Genomic DNA, 19,656 nt, shown 5'->3' on the forward strand with positions numbered 1-19,656 from the left:
GTCTAGAACTACCGGTGTCGATGTCAGAGAGCGAGCCTAGTCCAGCCAGCGAAAGCGGCGGTCAGCGCCCTGCTCAACTCACAAGAACAACTGTCACTTACAAGTCTGATGCTGGCGCGCAGGCCAGCAGCTCGAAGCAGTCTAACACCGCCGAAGAGCGGCTCCGAACCACCCCGGTCGTTCTCCTGAGAGCGGAAACGGGCAGCTCAGCGGCTCGGCGAGCCTAGCGTGAAGGTCATGACCTCCTTGTTCGCGGACGGTGTGGCCGAGCGCATGCTGGCGCACCGGATCGTCTTTCTCGGCGAAGAGATCAACGACGACGTGGCCAACCGAGTCTGCGCCCAGCTGCTCCTGCTGGACGCAGACGATCCCGGCTCCGACATCCACCTCTACCTCAACTCCCCCGGCGGCTCGGTGACCGCGGGGATGGCGATCTACGACACCATGCAGTCCATCTCCCCCGATGTGGCCACCTGCGGGCTCGGCATGGTCGCCTCGATGGGTCAGTTCCTGCTCAGCAGCGGTGCGCCCGGCAAGCGCACGGTGCTGCCGAGGGCGCGCGTGATGATGCACCAGCCGCACGGCGGCGTCGGCGGGACCGCCGACGAGGTGCTGATCCGCGCGGAGGTCTACAAGGCCCACCGCCAGGAGCTGGCCGAGCTGACCGCCGCGCAGACCGGGCAGACCGTGGAGCGCGTGCTCGCCGACGGCGACCGCGACCGCTGGTTCAGCGCCCGCGAGGCCGTGGAGTACGGCCTCGCGGACCGAGTGCTGGAGCGTTCAGCCCAGTGAACCGAGGTGCGGGCGGACGGTGTTGGAGAAGCGGTCGCCGTTGGTCTTGTCCCAGTTGATCGACCAGGTCATGGCTCCGCGCAGGTCCGGGTAGGTCTTCGACGGCTTGAAGCTGCCGCAGCCGGTGCCCTTGGCCAGGCAGCTCAGGGCGTTGTTGACCACCCCCGGGTCGACGTGACCGCTGCTCGCGCCGCGCGAGGACGCGGGAACGCCGAGCGCGACCTGGTCCGGCCGCAGGGTCTCCAGCAGGATGCACGCCTGCGCGGTGATGAAGTCGACGCCGCCCTGCGAGTAGACCTTGCCGTCGCAGCCGTTCATCGAGCCGGAGTTGTAGTACTGCGTGTGCACGACCGTGGTGATGTCCTTGATCTTGGCGAGCAGCTGGAGGTAGCGGCCACCCGGCTGCGTGTCGATTGTCTGCGGCGCCATGGTCAGCACGAACCCGGAGCCGATGCGCTGTTGGAGCTGCCGGGAGGCCGCCGCCACGTTGTCGACGTGCATGCCGTGTTCGAGGTCGATGTCCAGTCCGTCGACGCCGAACCTGCGGATCAGGGCCTCCATCGAGGACACGAAGTTGGCCACGTTCGCCGAGCTGCTGAGGTCGACGTTGCCCTTCTCGCCGCCGACGGAGAAGACGAACCTCTTGCCCTGCGCGCGTTTCGCGGCGATGTCGGCGATCATGTCCGCGTCGGTGTAGCCGCCGAGCGCCGAGGACAGCCCGGGGTCGACGGTGAACGTGACGCCGCCCGGCTTCGTGGTGTCCGCGTCGGCGAAGGCGATCGCGATGACGTCGTAGTGGTTGTTGACGTCGCGGATGCGCAGCGGAGCGGCTCCGTTGACGAAGTTCTGCCAGTAGCCGGTCAGCAAGTGCTTGGGCAGCACGGGATTCGGCTCGGACTCGCGTCCCGTGGTCGCGCTGATCGTGGCCGAGCGCGCGGACTCCCCCGTGCCGTTGTAGGCCGCGACCGCGTAGGTGTGCGCCGTGTTCGGCCTCAGCCCCGTGTCGGTGAAGCTGGTGCCGCTCGCGTCGCCGACCTTCGCGCCATCGCGGAAGACGCTGTAGCCGTCCGCGCCCGCGACCGCGCTCCACGCAAGGGAGATCGTGCTTCCCGTTGAGCCCGTCGCGGACAGTCCACTGGGGACGGACGGCAGTTCGGGCTGGCCGCCGGAGGCTCCGTCGAGGACCACGTCGTCGACCTGGTAGGAGGGCTGGCCGTACCAGCCGTGGGTGAAGATGCCGATGCTCGTGGTGCTGGCGCCGGTGGTGAAGCTCAGCGAGAGCTGCGTCCAGTCCGAGCCGCCCGGCGTCCACGTGCTCGTCTCGGTCATCCCCGCACCGCCCGCGCCGAGGTAGACCAGGCTGCCCTTGACCCACGCGGAGAGCTTGTACGTGGAGTTCGGCTGGACGCGGACGTTCTGCGTGCAGCGGGCCTGGTCCTGCCCGGCCGGTGTCGCGGAGAGCGCGTGGTTCCCGCTGCGCGCGGGCGAGCCCACGGTGCCGCTCGTGCACGACCAGCCCGCGAGGTTCCCCGTCTCGAAGCCGGGGTTGGACACCAGGTTCTGTGCTGCGGTCGCGGGTGTCGCCAGTGCCGCGACGGTCAGCGCCGACAGGGTGACTGCCGAAACGGCGAGTGCGCGGAACATGCCCCACCTCCAGTGCTGCTGGACGATGGCGGCGTCGCCCCGAAAGTGGACTAGACCATTGCGGCTGTCAAGGTTGTGAACCCAGTTGGTCCATTCGGGACATGGTCGCGACGGGCGGCGATTACGATGCGCTGCGCCGACTGGGCGAACGACACGTGGGGAGCACCGATGGCCGTGACCTGGCAGCAGCCCGGCCCGAACCAGCAACCGTGGACCGGGCCGCCGCAGCAACGGGTCAACCCCGGGGTGCTCCTCGGGGTCAGCGCGTGGCGGCTGTTGATCGCCGCGTTTGCCCTCTACGGCTTCAGCGACGCCACCGGCTGGACCAAGAACTGGCAGGGGCTCAGCCAGCAGGCGAGCCTGTTCACCGGCGTCGTCTACCTCTTCCTGCTGGTGTACCCGCTGTTCACCGGCCTGCGCAGGCACGAGCCCGTGTCGCCGTGGCTGCGCGGCGCGACCACCGTGCTCCTGCTGCTGGTCATGGTCACCTTCTACGGCGTCATGGGCGGCGACTTCGAGGACCAGCCCTTCGAGCACATGTGGACGCCGCTGGTCGTGGTCATCGACTGGATCTTCGTCGGCCGCAACCAGGCGCGGACCAAGTGGTGGTACCCGCTGACGTGGGTCGTGTTCCCGTTGGCCTACCTCACGTACTTCCTCAGCTCCGGGGTCTACAAGAGCCTCTACCGCTTCCTGAACCCGAACAAGAGCAGCTTCACGCCCACGGTGCTCAGCTTCGTGGTGGCGGTGATCGCGGCGGGCTTCGTGCTCTACGGCATCGCCAAGCTGCGCGAGGTGATCACCGGTCGCAGCGGCCCGCCTCGCGGTCAGGCGAGCTACGGCCCGGGTTTCGGCCCGCAGCCCGGTTTCGGCCCGCAGCAGGGCTTCGGCGGCCCCCCGCCCGGATTCGGCCCGCAGCAGTCCGGCCCGCCTCCCGGCTTCGGCCCCCAGCCAGGGTTCGGCCCCCAGCCGACCGGCCCCCAACCCCAGCCCGGTTTCGGCCCCCAGCCCACCGGACCGCAGCCCCAGCCGGGCTTCGGCCCGCAACCCACCGGCCCGCAACAGCAGCCGGGGTTCGGCCCCGCCGGGCCGCAGCAGCCCGGCTACGGCCCTCCGCCCGGCCAGTAGTCCCAGCGGGGTTCCCCGGTCTTCAAGTACCCCGAACCCCCGCTCCCAGTGTCGCCAACGGCGGCAAACCCCCATGGACCACCACGACCACGGATGCGAACCGCGTCCGTGGTCGTGCTCGTTCACGCCCTGACCTCGCCCCGGTGGTCTAGACCTTGACACCGGAACATACCGCCGGATATCCATGGTTGCGGACCGGCCCGGCACGCCCGGGGCGGGTCCCTGCTCGGGCGCCGCCGCCGCGTATGTCCGCCGCCCTGGTGCAGCGTGTGCACGACTCCACCGGGAAGGATCACCGTGAGATCACCACGCATCGGCGCTCGGCTGGGCAGCGGCCTCGCCGCGGCTCTGCTCGTCGCCACCGGGCTCGCCGCGAGCGCGCCCACCGCGCTGGCCCAGGCTCCCGCGTCGGCCTACGCGGGCATCGTCCCCGCCCCCGTGAAGGTCACCCCGAACGCCTCGGCGACGTTCACCATCACCCCTGCCACCAGGATCGTGGTGCAGCCCGGCGTCGAGACCGCCGGCGTCGGCTCCTACCTCGGCCAGCTGCTGCGCCGACCCACCGGCTTCGCGCTGCCCGTGACGCCCTCGACCTCCGCGCAGGCGAACACCATCTCCCTGCTGCTGACCGGCGCGGACCCGGCCGTGGGCGAGCAGGGCTACCAGCTCGACACGACCGCCGACCGCGTGGTCATCCGCGCCACCACGCCCGCGGGCCTGTTCGCCGGAGTGCAGACGCTGCGCCAGCTGCTGCCCGCCTCGGCGGAGAGCGCGCGGACGCAGCGCGGCCCGTGGACCGTGCCCGGCGGCTCCGTGCTGGACCACCCGCGCTTCGGCTACCGCGGCGCGCACCTCGACGTCGCGCGGCACTTCTTCCCCGTCGAGACCGTCAAGCGCTACATCGACGAGATCGCCGCTTACAAGATCAACACACTGCACCTGCACCTGACCGACGACCAGGGCTGGCGCATCGAGATCAAGAGCTGGCCGAAGCTGGCCACCTACGGCGGCAGCACCCAGGTCGGCGGCGGCCCCGGTGGCCACTACACGCAGGAGCAGTACAAGGAGATCATCGCGCACGCCGCGTCCCGGCAGATGACCGTGATCCCCGAGTTCGACATGCCCGGGCACACCAACTCGGCGCTGGCCTCCTACGCGGAGCTGAACTGCGACGGGGTCGCGCCGCCGCTGCGCACCGACATCGCGGTCGGCTACAGCTCCCTGTGCATCAACAAGGACATCACCTACAAGTTCGTCGACGACGTGGTGCGCGAGATCGCCGCGCTGACGCCGGGCAAGTACTTCCACCTCGGCGGCGACGAGGCGCACGCGACCTCTGACGCCGACTACAACACGTTCATGACCAAGGCGCTGCCGATCCTGGCCAAGCACGGCAAGACCGCGATGGGCTGGCACGAGGTCGCCAAGGCCAAGCCGGCCGCGCCCACCTCCACGGTGATCCAGTTCTGGGACACCAAGGCCAGCAACCCCGCTGTGGCCGAGGCGGCCGCGCGCGGCAACAAGGTGCTGATGTCGCCCGCCAACAAGGCGTACCTGGACATGAAGTACAACGCGAGCTCGCCGCTCGGCCTGAACTGGGCGGGCTACATCGAGGTGCAGGACGCCTACAACTGGGACCCCGCGACCTACGCGCAGGGCGTCGGCGAGTCCTCGGTGTTCGGCGTCGAAGCTCCGCTGTGGTCGGAGACGCTGAAGACGTTGGCGGACATCGAGTACATGGCCTTCCCGCGCCTGCCCGCCATCGCCGAGCTCGGCTGGTCGCCCGCGTCCTCGCACAACTGGGACGCGTTCAAGCAGCGCCTCGCCGCGCAGGGCCCGCGTTGGGACGCCGCCGGGATCAACTACTACAAGTCCCCGCAGGTGCCGTGGCCCACCACCAACCCGGGCTCGTGCGACAACCCCGCGTGGGAGTCCGCCAAGATCTACACCGGCGGAACCCTCGTCTCGCACGGAAACCACGAGTGGCGCGCCAAGTGGTGGACCCGGGGTGACGAGCCCGGCAGCACCGGCCGATGGGGCGTCTGGGAAGACCTCGGCTCCTGCGCCTAGCCGTTGTCCCCCGGGGTTTGCCAGTCTTCAAGTACCCCCAACCCCCGTCCCCGAGGTCTTCAACCGCGGCAAACCCTTGACCCGAGAGGGTTTGCCGCGGTTAGCGATGATCCACAAGGGGGTTTGGGGGTCTTGAAGACTGTGCGTCCCGGGGCTGTCTAGCACTGCTGTGGTGGGCTCCGGTGCGCGATGTCGCCGACGTAGCTGAACGAGCACGGCGTCACCGTGTTGCCGGAGACCACCACGTCGCTGATCGGCTTCACCGCCAGCACTCCGACCCCGCGCCGGGTCCTGGTACCGCTGATCTTGTTGCCGGTGATCACCACGGTCCTGTTGGCCTCGGCGGACTTCACGTAGATCCCGCCTTCGCAGTTCGTCACCGTGTTGTTCACGATCCGCACGTTCTGCCAGTTGAACGCGCCGATGCCGTCCCACCGCGCGTTGCGCACGGTGTTGCCCTCGACCAGCACGTCGCTGTGCGTCACGCCGGGGTGCGACGTGTGCGAGCCGGTGAGCTGCCCGAACCCGAGCTGCGATCCCGACTTGTCGCAGGTGTTGCCGCGCAGCACGATCGTCCGGCACGGCGTCCCGTCCGCCTTGCCCGCCCAGGCCGTGACCCCGTTCGGCAGGTCGACCTGCACGGCTTCCCCGTGCCACAGCCCCTGTTTCGGGTCGGCGATCCACCCCAGCAACGAGCAGTTGCGCACCAACCCGTTCTGGACCGCGTTCAGCTCGATCGCGTGCCAGTGTTTGGTGTTGTAGATCGTCATGCCCGTCAGGACCACGTTCTTCGTGTGGATCAACGTGATCACGTTCATCGGCGGGGCCAGGTGCCCGACGCCGCGCTGGAAGAAGTCCCACGTCGGGTCCCACGAGCCGCCGGTGATCGCGATGTTGCCCGGCGCCCCGTACCCGCCCGTGCTCGCCGCGACCGCGTTGAGCACCATCGTCTTCTTCACCCCCGTCGCCGGAAACCGCGCCACGATGCGGATTCCGGTGACGTCGAGGTGGGTGTTGCCGTGGATGATCAGCGGCTCGGTCAGCAGGTAGGTCGCCTTGCCCGGCTTCGCGACGAACCGTCCCGCCGCGTCCTTCGGCCCCTTGCCGTCACGCGCGTTGTTCAGCGCTGTCTGGATCACCTTGCCGCTGACGTAGTTCGGCAGCGCGTGCGCCAGCGGCGCTCCGACCGCCATGGCCCCGACCGCACCCAGAAACGCCCGTCGCGTGTGTCCCATGCGGCGGGAGGCTACTCAAAGGTGAGCCTGATTTCGGTTCCGTCCGAAAGGCTTTCGACCTGAGCGGCGAAGCTCGCCCGGAACGCCATGATCTCCACCGCGCTCGCCGCGTACAGATTGCCCAGCTCGTAGCCCCCGCCCACCACGAACGGGATCTTCGGCGTCAGCCGCTCCCCCTCCGCCAGGCGCCCGTGCTCCTCCTGCCACTCGTGCGCGAGCGGATACCCCGTCCACACCTCGAAGTCGCCCAGGATCAGCTCCGCCCACGCCTCCAGGTCCGGCGCGAGCATCTCCGCTTCGCCTTCCTCCGCGCGGAACACCCCGACCTCCCCCGTCGGCGCGCGGAAGAACTGGTCCGCGAACACGTCTTCGGCGAAGAACCACCAGTCCGGCTCCAGGTTCGCGAACCCGTCCCGCCACAGCTCCGGCGCGTTCCACTCCTGCGCCCTCTGCGTCGAGAACACGTGCAGGGCCGACTCGAAGGCGTAGAACCCGCCTCCTTCGCTGGACTCACCCAGCCCGACCAACTTCTCCCAGGCCGGACGGTCTTGTTGTGGATCACACATGCGAATCAGTAGCCAACAAAAGACTTGACGTCATCCAATGCGTCTTCTGCGATACCACCGAGATCCGGATCACTAAGCAACTCCTCCAGCTTGCCCAACACTCCACGACTTACCATTCGATGAATTCTGGCTACATGACCGATACACGTAACAGCTAGAGCCCGCAGCTGAGGGTCAAATTCAGCAGAGATGCACTCAAGCAGCAAGTCCTCGACGTAAATGCGATCAGGATCGTTGTTCGTGATCGCCAACATGGCCCTAGTAGAAACCTCGACCATGGGACTCCGAAGATCGGCTTCCATAGCTTCCCGCCAGCTCTTCAATTCCACTTCTCGCATGCTCATCACGGAATCCAAACCTGTCCCGCCCTGACAGCCTTGCGCAAGGCGCTCTGCGCCTTCGCCATGCCCGGGTCCGATTTTACATTTGTTCGCACGTGCCCATGGAAGACCTCATTACTTCCTCCAGGAGTCGTACAACCACAGGGAACTACCCTGGTGCGGTCAAGGATCACCGTATCGCCGGTTGATGGGTCGACTCCGATTCGACGCGGAGAGGCGGACTTAATCTGGACCGAGTTGTCCAGCGCACCTTGTCCATTTCGGGGTTCGGCGCTGTTCTCACCACGACTACTGTGTCGTGCGTCGGGGCCATGCTTCCCGCCTGCCTCGTATACCTGCTCGCCACAATTGTGGGCAAGGAGTGCAGCACTGCCCGCGAGCACATAGTACGTGTGCACGCCCTCGACGGTCAGGTTGAAGACCTGCTGCTCTGCCGTCCGCTGCCGGACTACCGAGACCGGCACGACGTCCCGTGACGGCGTCAGGAGCGCGTCCCCGGGACCGAGGTCCCCGGCGTCCTCCCACTGGGAGGTCTTGGCGTTCCAGAACGGGTGTCCGGCGGTGGCGGTGATGCTGGACATGGCGGGGCCGGAGCCAACGGTCAGCTCGACCAGCTGCTTCGTGCCAGCGCCGATGATGGTGGCGACGACGGCGCGCGGGCCGGTTTCGCCGGTCACGGGGTCGGTGGCCAGGACTTGGTCGCCGAGCTTCACGTGCTCGATCGGTTTGCGTGAGCCGTTGGCCATGAGCACCAACGTCCCGGGGGCGAAGCTGTTGCACGGCGGTTCGTTGCGGCGCGCGTTCTCGACGATGGAGTCGAGGCGACGCAGGGTGGCGCGAGCGGCGGCGACCTCGTCGATCCAGCGGTTGGCGGCGGCGATGGCGGAAGCGATGCGGCCGGCGCTGCCGATGACCTTGAAGAGGCGGCCCCACGGGATCAGGCCGAAGCACGCGAAGATGTCGCCGCCGGTGAAGCAGGACTTGACGTCGTTGATGCCGATGAGGTCACCGACGATGTCGCCCGCGTGGTCCAGGACGACGTCCCACCACCCCTTCTTCGAGGCGGCGAGCGCGCGGGCGCGTTCGTACTCGGCACGGCTGGCGCCCTCGCGGGCGAGAGCGGCGGCGACGTGGTCGCTGACGTCCTGGGTGGGGCCGGACAAGCGCCTGGAACGGCCGTCCTTGCCGTGCAGGTAACGACTTCCGTCGGGCATGCGTTCGAGGTGATCGCCGCCGGGCGCGGGGATGACGACGTGCTGGCAGCGGTCGTCGATGCACATCTGCATGGGCCGCAACCCGTCGGGGTCGCTCATGGTGATGGGCGAGTTGTTGGCGTAGGAGTAGCCGTTGGTCTGCTGCGGGTCGGCGAGGTCCATCACCGGGTCGACGGACAGGAAACGCCCGTTGGCCGGGTCGTACTCGCGGGCGCCGAGGTGGGTCAAGCCGGTGGTATCCTGCGTTCCACCAACGAATCCCTTGTCGTCGGGCCATGTTCCGGAGCCACCGCGAACACCGCCGAACGGATCGTGGTAGCGGCGGGCCGGTGGCTCGGTGTCCTTGCCGTGAGCCTCCTTGGGAGTGCCCTGGTGGTCATCGGTCAGCAGCGTCAGGCCACCCCACGACGTCCGCAACGCGACAGTTTCTCCGCCGTGGGCGTAGTAGCGCTTGCCACGGACGACGTCGAGGTCCTTGTCCAGCACGAGTTCGGTGCCACCGAGGTAGAGCACGGTGGACTTCGGCTCGCGCTTGAGCAGCCGGGAGCCGTCGGCGCCGTAGACGTACTCGGAGGTCTGCCCGTTGGCGTGGGTCACCTTCGCCAGGCGGCCCTCGGAGTTCCAGTCGAGCTTCTGCGTGTCGCCGGCGACCTTGCGGGTGGTCGTCTCGCCGTTGGCGTTGTAGCCGAACTCATCCCGCGACTCGCCGGCCGGCCCCTTCTGCGTGACGGCGCGAAGAGACTGCGGTTGTGGCTCGCCGAGCTTCGGGTACTCGTAGGTCCGAGTCGTGTCGCCCTGCGCGGTGTGCTTGGTCTCGGTCTTGCGGTTGCCGAGCTTGTCGTAGCCGAAGTCCACCCAGTACGGCGCCGGACCGCCCAATGTGGACACTGCGGGATCCGGAGCGCAGTCCGTTGTGGACGGTGTGAACGCCTTCGTCAAGCGCCGCAGGTGGTCGTAGCGGAAGCACTGCGTGTCGGTCGCGCGCTGCTCGCCCTTGTCGGTGAGCCTGGTGACGTTGCCTGCGGGATCGTAGGAGTACGTGCGCTCGTAGACCCGCCAGAGGTCACCGGACAGGCGGTTGCCCATCTCGGTCTCCAGGCGCCGCGTGCCCTCCTCGTAGAAGTTGATCCGCTCGACGAGCTTGTCGCCCTCACCGATGAACACCTTCAGCGTTTCGCCGTACTTGGTGTACAGGTGTTCCTGCCCGTAGATCGACAGGCCGGCGGTCTTGGTGAGTTGCCCTAGCTCGTTGTGCTCGTACTTGACCTCCTCCTCGGCGAGCCCACCGGCGGCGGGCAGAGTGCTCGACAGCGCGAGCCCGGTGTTCGGGGTGTACTTCGTCCCGAACGTGTAGGTCCCCGCGAGCTTGCCTTCCGCTTGCGGTACAACGACCTGGCGTGCCTCGGGGCGGTTCTGCGCGTCGTAGGCTGTGACGCTCTCGGTGTACGCGTGGCCGTTGACGAAACGCGTGGAGCTGGTCGGCAAGCCCTTCTTCAGAGTGTCGTAGGTCCACTCCGTGAGCTTGGTCTTCCCTTCGAACACAGCCGTTTTGCGGCGCAGGTCGTCGTATTCGTACGTCAGTGTCTGACTGCGCGCGTCGGTCGTCGTCTTGACCTGGTCGAGCGCGTCATAGGTGTAGGTCGTGGCACCCTTGTCGCGGTCGATGTCCTTGCGCTTGCGACCGAGCTCGTCGTACTCATAGCGCCACTGGCCGCCTGCCGGATCGGTGATGACCTCAAGCCGACCGAAGCGGTCGTAGCCGTACTTCGTCACATCCGCCGGACCGGTGGGCGTTTTCCCTTGGTACTGCTGCCTTTCCGTCGCCTGCCCCTGGGCGTTGGTGACGACCGTCATCGGGGTGTCACCGGCGGGCGGCGTGATGTGAGTGCGGTCGCCGCCGTACGCGGTGGTCGTTGCCCACTGCTCCACGCCGAGCTTGCGGTAGGCGGCCTTCGTCGGCCGGGCCATCTCGTCGTACTGGGTGACCGTCTGGTTCGGCAGGTTGTTGTCAAGGACGCCGAGCAGCTCGGGCTTCGGATTCTCCTCGTTGTAGTAAGCAGCGTTCGCCTTCGCCACAAGTCCGCGGTCGTCGTAGATGCTGTCCGTGATCAGACGCCCACCGCGCACGGTCGGAGTTTGGTTCTGCCGCAGGCGCATCAGGCCGTCGTAGAGCGCGTACGACGTCGCGTAGGAGTTGTCCTCGCGAAGCACCTTCGTTGCCACGACGACGGGCTTGTCCGTCGCGTAGGTGTAGACGAACTCGCGTGAAGCCGTCTGCTTCGCCTTGGACCTGCCCGGCGCCCACACGCGCGCGGTGCGCCCCAAGGGGTCGTAGTCGATGTCCACGCGTTCACCGTTCGGGCCGACCTCAGTCACCGGCTGCGCCCACGCGGGCTCAACGGTGTTCACGGAGACATGTCCGCGCGGGTTCGTCGTAGTCACGGTTCGCGCGGAGAAGCCCGTCGCGGGGACGAAGGCCGTCGTCGTCTTGGCGTTCGCGGCGTCGACTGCTTCAACTGCGCGTCCGTAGGAGTCGTACGTGGTCCGGGCGACGTCCTGGTAGCCGTCCTTGGTCCACCGCTGTGCGGTCGTCACCTCACCACGCGTCGGCGGTGTACCGAACTCCTTGTTGTCGTACAAGGAACGTACGTCCGTGATTACGTCAGCGGTCGTGCCCTCCCCCTTAGAACAGGCGAGCGCGAGCGTGCGCACCTGCGACGCGTAGTTGAGCATCCACGCGCCCTCGTTGCGCGCGTGGGTCGTGCGCGTGCACTTCTCGTCTCCGACAACGTCAACGTCTCCGGCGTCGTCGACCTTGGTCGCGATGCCCTGCTGGTTGAACTCCGTGGAGACCTGCGTCCTGCGGTACTTCCCGTTCTCCAGCAACGTCCTGCCGCGCACGGACTCAGTGCCGAGCAGGAACGCCTGCTTGTCACCGTTGGTCGCGGTCGGCCCTTGCACCTTGGGGTCGTTGATCGATCCGGAGACAATCTTGCCCTTGTCGTACTGCACGGTTTCGCGGACGAAGCCCTGGAGCCGCTCGTGGTCCCGCAGCTTGCCGCCGTCGGCATCGGGCACCGAGGCTTCGCGCTTACCGCCCCCAGGAAGCGGATCGCCGTCCATACCGCGCATGTAGCGCGTGTCCGTCAGCGACAGGGTCTTCCCCGGCTCACCGGTCCACGTACGCACCCACCGGTAGCCGCGCCAAGACGAGTAGGTCCGGTGCCGCATCTCGGCGAACTCGTTCTCGTCGAAGTGCCACGCCGCGCCCTCGTGGTACTCGTAGTGCATCTTCTTCAGCGCGGAGGCACCGGTGCGATCGCCCTCCACCACGACGCGCACGACGTACTTGTGGAACCAGTCGAGGATTGGCTCCGGCGCGTGCTCCGGTGTCCAGTACATCGGATAGCACCGCATGGTGTTGTACTCGGCGTTCGGCGGCATCTTGCCGTCACGGCGGCACTCCGGCTCTGTGTAGCCGATCTCGGTGTAGCCACCGGCCTCGTTGATGATGCGCCGCAGTCGAGGGCGCTCGATGGGCGCGAGCCCTTCCTTGGCGTCGACGCGGTTGGGCATCGCGACGCCGTGGAACACCAACTCCGGCACGGAAGCGCTCCCGCCGACGTGACCGGTGCGGGTGATGCCCGCGAGCCAGAGCGCGGGGTCCAGCCCGTCCGTCGTCGTCGGGAAGAACTGGCGCAGCGTCCAGGAATCGACCGCGTGCCACTTCAGCGGATCGCCGGTGTTGTCCCTGCGGATCTCCGTGACGACCTTCGTCAAGCGCTTGCGGCTGAAGAAGGACGGGGCGAGCCGGTTGGTGCACTGCTCCCCCGCCGCGCACAGGCGGTCGAAGGGCACGTCGGGCCAGGACTTCGCCGTGTCCTTGTTGAGCTGTCCCGGCTCGCAACGCATCTCGCCGTTCGGCAGGCACCGCTCCGCGTGCTCGAAGCGCACCTGGTTGGGCGCGGCTCCGTACACGGCCTCGGAGCGCAGCCCGTACTCGATGCGGGCCAGGACGCCACCACGCGTGTAGGCGGTCGCATCGCCGGGTTTGGCGTTGCGGCCGTAGTGGTTGTCCTCCGGCTCGTAGTAGTACGTCGTCACGTTCCCCTTGGGATCGACGACGTGGTCGAGGTTCCACCGCCACGCCTGGTTGCACCACGAGTCGGCGAACGCGGCCTTGTTGCACGGCTCATTCGCGTTGTTGCCGTAGACCGGTACCGACCACGTCGAGCGCGTCTCGGGTTTGCCCTCGGTCCAGCCCGGGAGCCGGTTCATTCCGAGGAAGTACTGCGTGCCGTCGGTGGTGGTGACCTTCCAGTGCTCGCCGTTGTCGTCCCCGTTGACTCCGCCGAAGATCTTCTCCACGCGCGAGCCGTCGTCGCGCTTCGGCCGCCACACGGTGTCGGAGATCTTGACCAGCTCGGAGGTGGTGCCGCCGAGGCTCAGCGTCGCGTTGTCGGTCGCCCAGCACAGGTCGCCGGTCTTGGTCTGCCCCTGGTTGCCGCCGAGGTCCTGCGCGCAGCCCTTGTAGCGCCGCTCGATGGAGCCGCCAGCGGACATCTCCCAGCCGTCACCGATCACCGACGCCTGGTTGTTCGTCGAGCTGGTGCGGCCGTCGACGCTGCCGGAGGAGTACCCGAGCGAGACTGCTGGTCCCTTCCCTCCCGGAGCCGGTGGCAGGCGGAACGGGTAGGAATAGCTGAAGTCACCGGAGGAACCGCCTGCGGACCAGCTGCCCGCCGGGGACAGCGGCGTGGCCTCGTAGGTCCCGCCCGAGCCGGAGCCCGCTGCCGCCGCAGCCAGGACGACGCCCGCTCCAGCTGCGGAGGGCACCTCCGTGGTGATCGTGCGCTTGGTCGCGTTGTTGTCCGTGCGCAGCGGGGTTCCCACGCGGCACTCGGCCTTCTCGGGCGTGGTCAGCGCGCAGTCGGGCAGCTTCTGGAAGCTCAGCCTCGTGCCGTACGCGCCGCCGAGCGCGTTCTCGAAGGCCTTGTAGTCCAATCGAACCGAGAGTGGACCGTCCACTCCGGACACTCGAACGAGAGTTCCCGCGACTCCAGCGGCTGCGGCCTTCTTCTGGTCGAAGGTCTCGACCTGGACCTTGCCCCCGTTCTGCTGGCGCGCCCGAGCCGCTTCCGGCCGCCCCACGGAGACCGGAGTGCGCGCCGCCTGGCGGAGCTGAGCACCGGGTGCCTGGGGCTGAGCCCCGAGGTCGACCTCCGCCTTCGCGGCGGCGGGCCACGCGGATGCTACGGCCTTGCGGTCGAGCAGCGGCTGGAGTTCGTTGCTCGGCAAGGGTGGTACGGGCACCGGAGTGCCGGGGACGTTGCGCTCCTTCTGCAACTCCACCGTGCGGTTGGGTGCGCTGAGCGCCTGGGGTGTGAGGGCGACGCCGGACACCACGATCGAGGCCGTGACGGCTAACGCGAACGTGCGAAGGCCGCGCCTGAGACTGCTGTTCACAGGATTTCCTTTGCGCGAAAGGCTAAGTGGACTTGACGCGGATCTCGTACCGGAGGATCTCCGAGAAGTTCTTGGCCCGGTCGACCGATCGGATGATCAGGAAGTGGGTCCCCGCCTTGGTCGGCGTCCAGGTCACGGTGGCCTCACCACCGAGATGAACGGCATCGATGACCTGTGTCGGCTCGTCGTTCTCCCACTCGGAGAACGTGTAGCGGTACTGGCGGACGTCGTTGCTGCCGTTGGGTTTCAGCGTGAACAGGCCCTGCTTGCCGACGCCTGGCGACTGCACGCCTTCGGGGTACTCCTTCGAAACGGCCGACGGCAGGCCCGGTGGCACGGTGTCGATCTCGAACTCGCAGAACTTGGACCAGCGGCTGGTGGAGTAATCGCCGGACCAGACGTGCCACGCGTAGACGCCGTGCCCCGGGATCACTCCGTCTCGGACTTGGACCTCCGCGAACAGGCCGGACGGAACGTCGGCGACGTGGTGTTCGTTGCCGTCCCACGTGTGCTTGTCCGCAGTTCCTTGCAGCACACGGAAACCGGCGTCCATCAGGCCACCGTCCGGATCGGACAACCGCGCCCGCAGCCTCGGTGTCTTGGTGAAGACCACGGGTCGCTCCGGCCCGGTGGCGCAGGGGATCAAACCGCCTTCCATGCTCAGTTCAGCGGGCTCGTCCGGTGGGGAGTTGTAGCGCACCACCAAGGCGGGATTCACCTCGTAGCGGCGCCATTCGGTGTCGACGCCCTCGTTGCGGGCGCGGAGCCCGATGGTCACGTGCTGCCAGTTCTCGGCGGCGGCCTGCTGCACCGCGCGCGTGACGTCGAACTCGGAGCCGCCGTGCGACGGGCAGTACCGGGCGTTGTTCGAGACGGCCACGTTGTCGACCTGGTAGTGCCACGCGGGCTGCTGGAGCCAGGTCGTGTCGGGGCCGATGGGGCCGGTCAGCCATGCCTCGGTCGGGCCGCCGGAGCAACTGTGCGAGTGGATCACCCGAGTGCGCAGCGTCGCGGAGAAGATCTGCTTGCCGCGCATGGCGGAGGCGTCCATCTCGACGAAGGAGCGGGAGTTGAACGTCTTGCCGCGCTCCTGCGCGTAGCCCGCTTTCAGCTCGTTGAGGTCGCCGTCGGTGCGGTCGTAGTTCCGGGCGTCAGGCCAGGCCGACTGCACGACGGCGTGGTGGTTCTTCCCGCCGTGCCAAGAGAATTCCGGATCGAGGAACACCGGGTACTTCGTCGCGGCGTCACCGAGGAAGCCCTGGTCCGGACTGATCGCGATATCGCTCGCGGACAGCTCGACGCCCATCACGGCACTCCGCCCGCCCTCGCCGGGGCCGGTGACTCCACCAGCCGTGCCGGAGGAGTCCCACATCCGCGTCGCGTCGCCGGAGAACACCACGGAGCCTGTGCGGTCCACCGCTTCGAGGCCGCCGATCGTCCGCGACCGCGCGGCGCTCGACTGGCGCACGGTGACGTCCTTCGTGTGCTGGCCGAACGCGATCTTGCGCAGTTCCGGGTTGTTCGCCGCCTGCGCGGACTTGACGACCAAGACCTGGCGGAAGCCTTCGACCTCGGCGCGCACGACGAGGTCCACGCCGGGCAGGACTTCGCGGTAGGCCGCCTGCGAGCCGTCGAGCACCGGCGCCGGGAGCTCAGTGCGCCAGCTCAGTCCCACCTCGCGCGAATCACGTCCGAGGACCACGAGCGGAGCACGGTTTCCTGCTCCCCCAGCGGAAAACCGGAGGTCGACCGGTGCCGCTGCTGGCGCGATCGTGCCGTCCGAGCGCTTGACCAGCTTCAAGTCCACTGGCACCCAGCCCGAGCCGCGACGGACACGAACCGGTTGAAGGTGCTCGGTCCACGTGTGGCTGCCGTCTGGATTCGCGACGACCTCGGTGGTTTCCGTGGTCATGGACCCGGTGTTCGCCTGCGCCGCCGGAGCTACCAACGCCCCGGCTAACAGCGCGACGAGCACGCCTAATACGGGCGTGCGAGCACGCCACATCCCCCTGCAATGCACCTTTCCCCCTGATTGAAAGGCATGCGGACCCCCATCCACACGCCAGCGCCAAAGCCCGATGAGTTACGCGGGCAGCACCCGGATGCCGTACTGCCTGGTGGGCGAGATGTTCCCCGCGCGGTCACGGGAGCGCACCGAGAGGTAGTAGCCGCCTTCGCGCGGTGGTACCCACGTCACCGATGCCGGTCCACCGAGCCCGGTCGCGGGCGCTGAGGTCCATGGGCCGGAGCTGTCCCCGAAGGTGTACTCGTAGTAGGGCACATCGGTGCTTCCGTTGGCATGGAAGGTGAAAGTGCCTGGCTTCCCTGGTCCGGGCCTCACGGTCGCCTCTGGGTAGTCCGGTGAGGACACCTCGGGGGCGACCGGCGGGACGCTGTCGACCTCGAACTCACAGAACTTCGACCAAGCACGCCCGGCGGAGTTCTCCGCCCACATGTGCCAGGTGTAGACCTGACCGTCCTCGATCAGGCCAGCGGCGACAGTGACCTGGGCGAAGGAACCGGACGGCGTGTCGGTCACGCGCTGCTCGTTGCCGTCCCACGTGTGCGCGGCGGCAGTCCCCTTGAGCACGCGGAACCCGACGTCGAGGAAGCCGCCGTCACCGGCTGAAACGCGCGCGCTGAGCTGCGGAGCCCTGGTGAACACGAAAGGCCGCGCCGGTCCCACGGCGCACGGGATCAGACCACCTTCGATGCCCAGCTCAACGGGCTCGGCCGGTGGCGTCGCCGCGACCGCAGGCAGCGCTGGAAACAGCAGAAATGCTGTCAGCGCAAGTGAAAACGGCACGGCGAATCGCCGCACACCGCTGGAACGCACAACTTCCCCCTTGGACAGTTGCGGCAGCGAGCCCCCCATAGCGCGCAAACCGTCACGAAAGCCGACACAGCTTCACCGCGGGCACACCCCTGACGCAATCGGCCGTTCGGAGGACCATGGCCCTTGACAGCCTGGCGAGGGTTTGTAACCTCGCTCACACGCGGCGGCAATGGTCTGACAATGGACTATTTGCGAGGGCTGGAGGCGGTCGGTGAGCAGGGACGCGCACTACGACGACGTCGGGCAGGGCTATCTGGAGAAGCGGCAGCTGCGCACGGGGCGGGCCGGGTGGGTGCTGCTGGCCGGGCTCGGCGTGTCCTACGTGATCTCCGGGGACTTCTCGGGGTGGAACAACGGGCTGGCGCAGGGCGGGTGGGGCGGCCTGCTGCTGGCGACGGCGTGCATGGCGCTGATGTACACCTGCATGGTCTTCGGCCTCGCGGAGATGGCATCGGCGATGCCGGTCGCGGGCGCGGGCTACGGCTTCGCGCGGCGAGCGCTCGGGCCGCTGGGCGGATTCGCGACGGGCACGGCGATCCTGATCGAGTACACGATCGCGCCGGCCGCGATCGTGGTGTTCATCGGCGGGTACGTGGAGTCGTTGGGGCTGTTCGGGCTCACGAACTCCTGGCCGGTGTACCTGGTCTGCTACGCGATCTTCGTGGGCGTGCACCTCTACGGCGTCGGCGAGGCGCTGAAGCTGATGTTCGTGATCACCGGGGTCGCCGTGGTCGGCCTGCTGGTCTTCGTGATCGGCATGCTGCCCGCGGTCGAGTGGGGCAAGCTCTTCGACATCCCGCCGACGGACGCGGTGGGAGCCAGCACGTTCCTGCCGTTCGGCATAGCGGGCGTACTCGCGGCCTTCGTCTACGGGATCTGGTTCTTCCTTGCGGTGGAAGGGGTTCCGCTCGCGGCGGAGGAGGCCCGCGACCCGGCGAAGGACATGCCGAAGGGCATCGTGGCGGCGATGCTGGTGCTGCTGGTGTTCGCGGCGCTCATCCTCGTCGTCGCCCCCGGCGGTGCGGGCAGCAAGACGCTGATGACCTCCGACAACCCGTTGGTGCACGCGCTGCGCACGGCTTACGGCGGCAACTCGGTGCTGGCGAGCGTGGTCAACTACATCGGCCTCGCCGGGCTCGTCGCGAGCTTCTTCTCGATCATCTACGGGTACTCGCGGCAGCTGTTCGCGTTGTCCCGCGCGGGATATCTGCCGCGCGCGCTGTCGCTGACCGGGCGCAGGAAGACCCCGTACCTCGCGTTGATCATCCCGGCGACGATCGGGTTCGCGCTCGCGGCGATCACCCAGAACGGCGCGAAGCTGATCAACATCGCGGTGTTCGGGGCGGCCGTCTCCTACGTGCTGCTGATGGTCTCGCACATCGTGCTGCGCGTGCGCGAGCCGAACCTGCCCCGGCCCTACCGCACGCCCGGCGGCGTCGTGACGACCGGGATCGCGCTCGTGCTCGCTTGCGCGGCCGTGGTGGCCACGTTCCTGGTCGACATCGCCGCCGCCGGGATCACGGCGGGGATTCTCGTTGCGGCGCTTGCCTATTTCTGGTTCTACAGCCGCCACCGCCTCGTCGCGCAAGCGCCGGAGGAGGAGTTCGAGGCGATCCGCCGCGCCGAGGCCGACCTGGAATGAACATCGACCACGCGGTGTTCCGGCCGGTCCGCAGCGGCAACGCCTTCGAGGAGGCCGTCGAGCGCATTCTCCAGGCGATCAAGCTCGGCATCGTGCCGACGGGCGAGCGCCTGCCCCCGGAGCGCGAGCTGGCGACGCGGCTGGGCGTCAGCAGGATGACGCTGCGCGAAGCGATCCGAGCGTTGCAGCAGGCGGGTTACGTGGAGTCGCGGCGCGGGCGCTTCGGCGGCACTTTCGTCGCCTATCGCTCCAGCTCCGCGCCGCACGACCCGGACGCGCTGGCCAAGGTCGTCGCGAGCATGCCGACCGACCTCGACGACGTGCTGACCTATCGCGACGTGCTGGAGGTCGGCGCGGCGCGCGCGGCGGCGGCCCGCGCGCTGACCGCGCGGGAGCGGGACCACCTCGTCACCATCCAGGCCGAGGTGGAGAACTCCGACGAAGGCACCTACCGGCAGCTCGACTCGCGGCTGCACCTGGCGATCGCCGAGATCACCGGCTCGACGTCGCTGGCGTCCGCGGTGGCGGACAACCGGATGCGCGTCAACGAGCTGCTGGACGCGATTCCCTTGCTGCAGCACAACATCGAGCACTCGCACGCACAGCACCGCGGCATCGTGCAGGCCATCCTCGCGGGCAACGCGGAGCGGGCGGGCGTGGCCATGGCCGAGCACCTGGAAGGCACCGCCGCGCTCTTGCGCGGCTTCCTGTCCTGAAATAAG

The 19,656-nt window shown here is 68.1% G+C and carries 12 protein-coding genes; 5 read left to right on the forward strand and 7 right to left on the reverse strand.

Annotation, left to right across the window (positions count from 1 at the left end):
• Window positions 1-237: 237 nt before the first annotated feature.
• Entirely contained in the window at window positions 238-792 is a 555-nt protein-coding gene (locus ABD798_RS17030; protein WP_344875844.1) for a ClpP family protease, read from the forward strand.
• On the opposite strand, the gene ABD798_RS17035 is transcribed toward ABD798_RS17030, so the two are convergent.
• The gene (locus ABD798_RS17035; protein ID WP_344875846.1) at window positions 781-2,436 is read right to left on the reverse strand and encodes a chitinase; all 1,656 of its coding nucleotides are present in this window, start codon (window positions 2,434-2,436) and stop codon (window positions 781-783) included. The two genes, ABD798_RS17030 and ABD798_RS17035, sit on opposite strands and share 12 nt — an antisense overlap.
• A gap of 168 nt (window positions 2,437-2,604) precedes the next feature.
• Here ABD798_RS17035 and ABD798_RS17040 point away from each other — a divergent pair, with 168 nt between their 5' ends.
• Window positions 2,605-3,564, forward strand: a complete 960-nt coding sequence (locus tag ABD798_RS17040; RefSeq protein ID WP_344875848.1) for a hypothetical protein — start codon at window positions 2,605-2,607, stop codon at window positions 3,562-3,564.
• 297 nt (window positions 3,565-3,861) lie between these two features.
• On the forward strand, window positions 3,862-5,634 hold the full coding sequence (locus ABD798_RS17045) for a family 20 glycosylhydrolase (RefSeq protein ID WP_344875850.1): 1,773 nt from the start codon (window positions 3,862-3,864) through the stop codon (window positions 5,632-5,634).
• A 158-nt stretch (window positions 5,635-5,792) separates the two neighbouring features.
• Here ABD798_RS17045 and ABD798_RS17050 read toward each other — a convergent pair whose 3' ends face one another.
• From ABD798_RS17050 to ABD798_RS17075, 6 genes are all read right to left on the reverse strand, one after another.
• Complete coding sequence (locus ABD798_RS17050) at window positions 5,793-6,869, reverse strand: right-handed parallel beta-helix repeat-containing protein (RefSeq protein WP_344875851.1); 1,077 nt, start codon at window positions 6,867-6,869, stop codon at window positions 5,793-5,795.
• An 11-nt stretch (window positions 6,870-6,880) separates the two neighbouring features.
• Window positions 6,881-7,435: a hypothetical protein gene (locus ABD798_RS17055; RefSeq protein ID WP_344875853.1), complete on the reverse strand. Its 555-nt coding sequence runs from the start codon at window positions 7,433-7,435 to the stop codon at window positions 6,881-6,883.
• Between the two features lie 5 nt (window positions 7,436-7,440).
• Window positions 7,441-7,773 (reverse strand): hypothetical protein, encoded by a 333-nt coding sequence (locus ABD798_RS17060; protein WP_344875855.1) that lies wholly within the window; start codon window positions 7,771-7,773, stop codon window positions 7,441-7,443.
• Window positions 7,774-7,778: 5 nt separating this feature from the next.
• On the reverse strand, window positions 7,779-14,456 hold the full coding sequence (locus tag ABD798_RS17065) for an RHS repeat-associated core domain-containing protein (RefSeq protein WP_344875857.1): 6,678 nt from the start codon (window positions 14,454-14,456) through the stop codon (window positions 7,779-7,781).
• A 22-nt stretch (window positions 14,457-14,478) separates the two neighbouring features.
• Window positions 14,479-16,461: a DNRLRE domain-containing protein gene (locus ABD798_RS17070; protein ID WP_344875859.1), complete on the reverse strand. Its 1,983-nt coding sequence runs from the start codon at window positions 16,459-16,461 to the stop codon at window positions 14,479-14,481.
• A gap of 78 nt (window positions 16,462-16,539) precedes the next feature.
• On the reverse strand, window positions 16,540-17,262 hold the full coding sequence (locus ABD798_RS17075; protein WP_344875861.1) for a hypothetical protein: 723 nt from the start codon (window positions 17,260-17,262) through the stop codon (window positions 16,540-16,542).
• Window positions 17,263-17,503: 241 nt separating this feature from the next.
• On the opposite strand from ABD798_RS17075, the gene eat reads away from it, so the two are divergent.
• Entirely contained in the window at window positions 17,504-18,934 is a 1,431-nt protein-coding gene (gene eat / locus ABD798_RS17080; protein WP_344875863.1) for an ethanolamine permease, read from the forward strand.
• Window positions 18,931-19,650, forward strand: coding sequence for a FadR/GntR family transcriptional regulator (locus ABD798_RS17085; RefSeq protein ID WP_344875865.1), 720 nt, complete (start codon window positions 18,931-18,933; stop codon window positions 19,648-19,650). Before eat ends, ABD798_RS17085 begins: the two co-directional genes overlap by 4 nt.
• The last annotated feature ends 6 nt before the right edge of the window (window positions 19,651-19,656 follow it).

The organism is Allokutzneria multivorans (genome assembly GCF_039537405.1).
In the GTDB taxonomy this organism is placed as follows: Bacteria; Actinomycetota; Actinomycetes; order Mycobacteriales; family Pseudonocardiaceae; genus Allokutzneria; species Allokutzneria multivorans.

Excerpts from the sequence above, each read along its gene's own strand:
- ABD798_RS17030 (WP_344875844.1), top strand. The coding sequence starts at position 238 with ATGACCTCCTTGTTCGCGGACGGTGTGGCCGAGCGCATGCTGGCGCAC.
- ABD798_RS17035 (WP_344875846.1), bottom strand. The coding sequence starts at position 2,436 with ATGTTCCGCGCACTCGCCGTTTCGGCAGTCACCCTGTCGGCGCTGACC.
- ABD798_RS17040 (WP_344875848.1), top strand. The coding sequence starts at position 2,605 with ATGGCCGTGACCTGGCAGCAGCCCGGCCCGAACCAGCAACCGTGGACC.
- ABD798_RS17050 (WP_344875851.1), bottom strand. The coding sequence starts at position 6,869 with ATGGGACACACGCGACGGGCGTTTCTGGGTGCGGTCGGGGCCATGGCG.
- ABD798_RS17055 (WP_344875853.1), bottom strand. The coding sequence starts at position 7,435 with ATGTGTGATCCACAACAAGACCGTCCGGCCTGGGAGAAGTTGGTCGGG.
- ABD798_RS17060 (WP_344875855.1), bottom strand. The coding sequence starts at position 7,773 with ATGCGAGAAGTGGAATTGAAGAGCTGGCGGGAAGCTATGGAAGCCGAT.
- ABD798_RS17070 (WP_344875859.1), bottom strand. The coding sequence starts at position 16,461 with ATGTGGCGTGCTCGCACGCCCGTATTAGGCGTGCTCGTCGCGCTGTTA.
- ABD798_RS17085 (WP_344875865.1), top strand. The coding sequence starts at position 18,931 with ATGAACATCGACCACGCGGTGTTCCGGCCGGTCCGCAGCGGCAACGCC.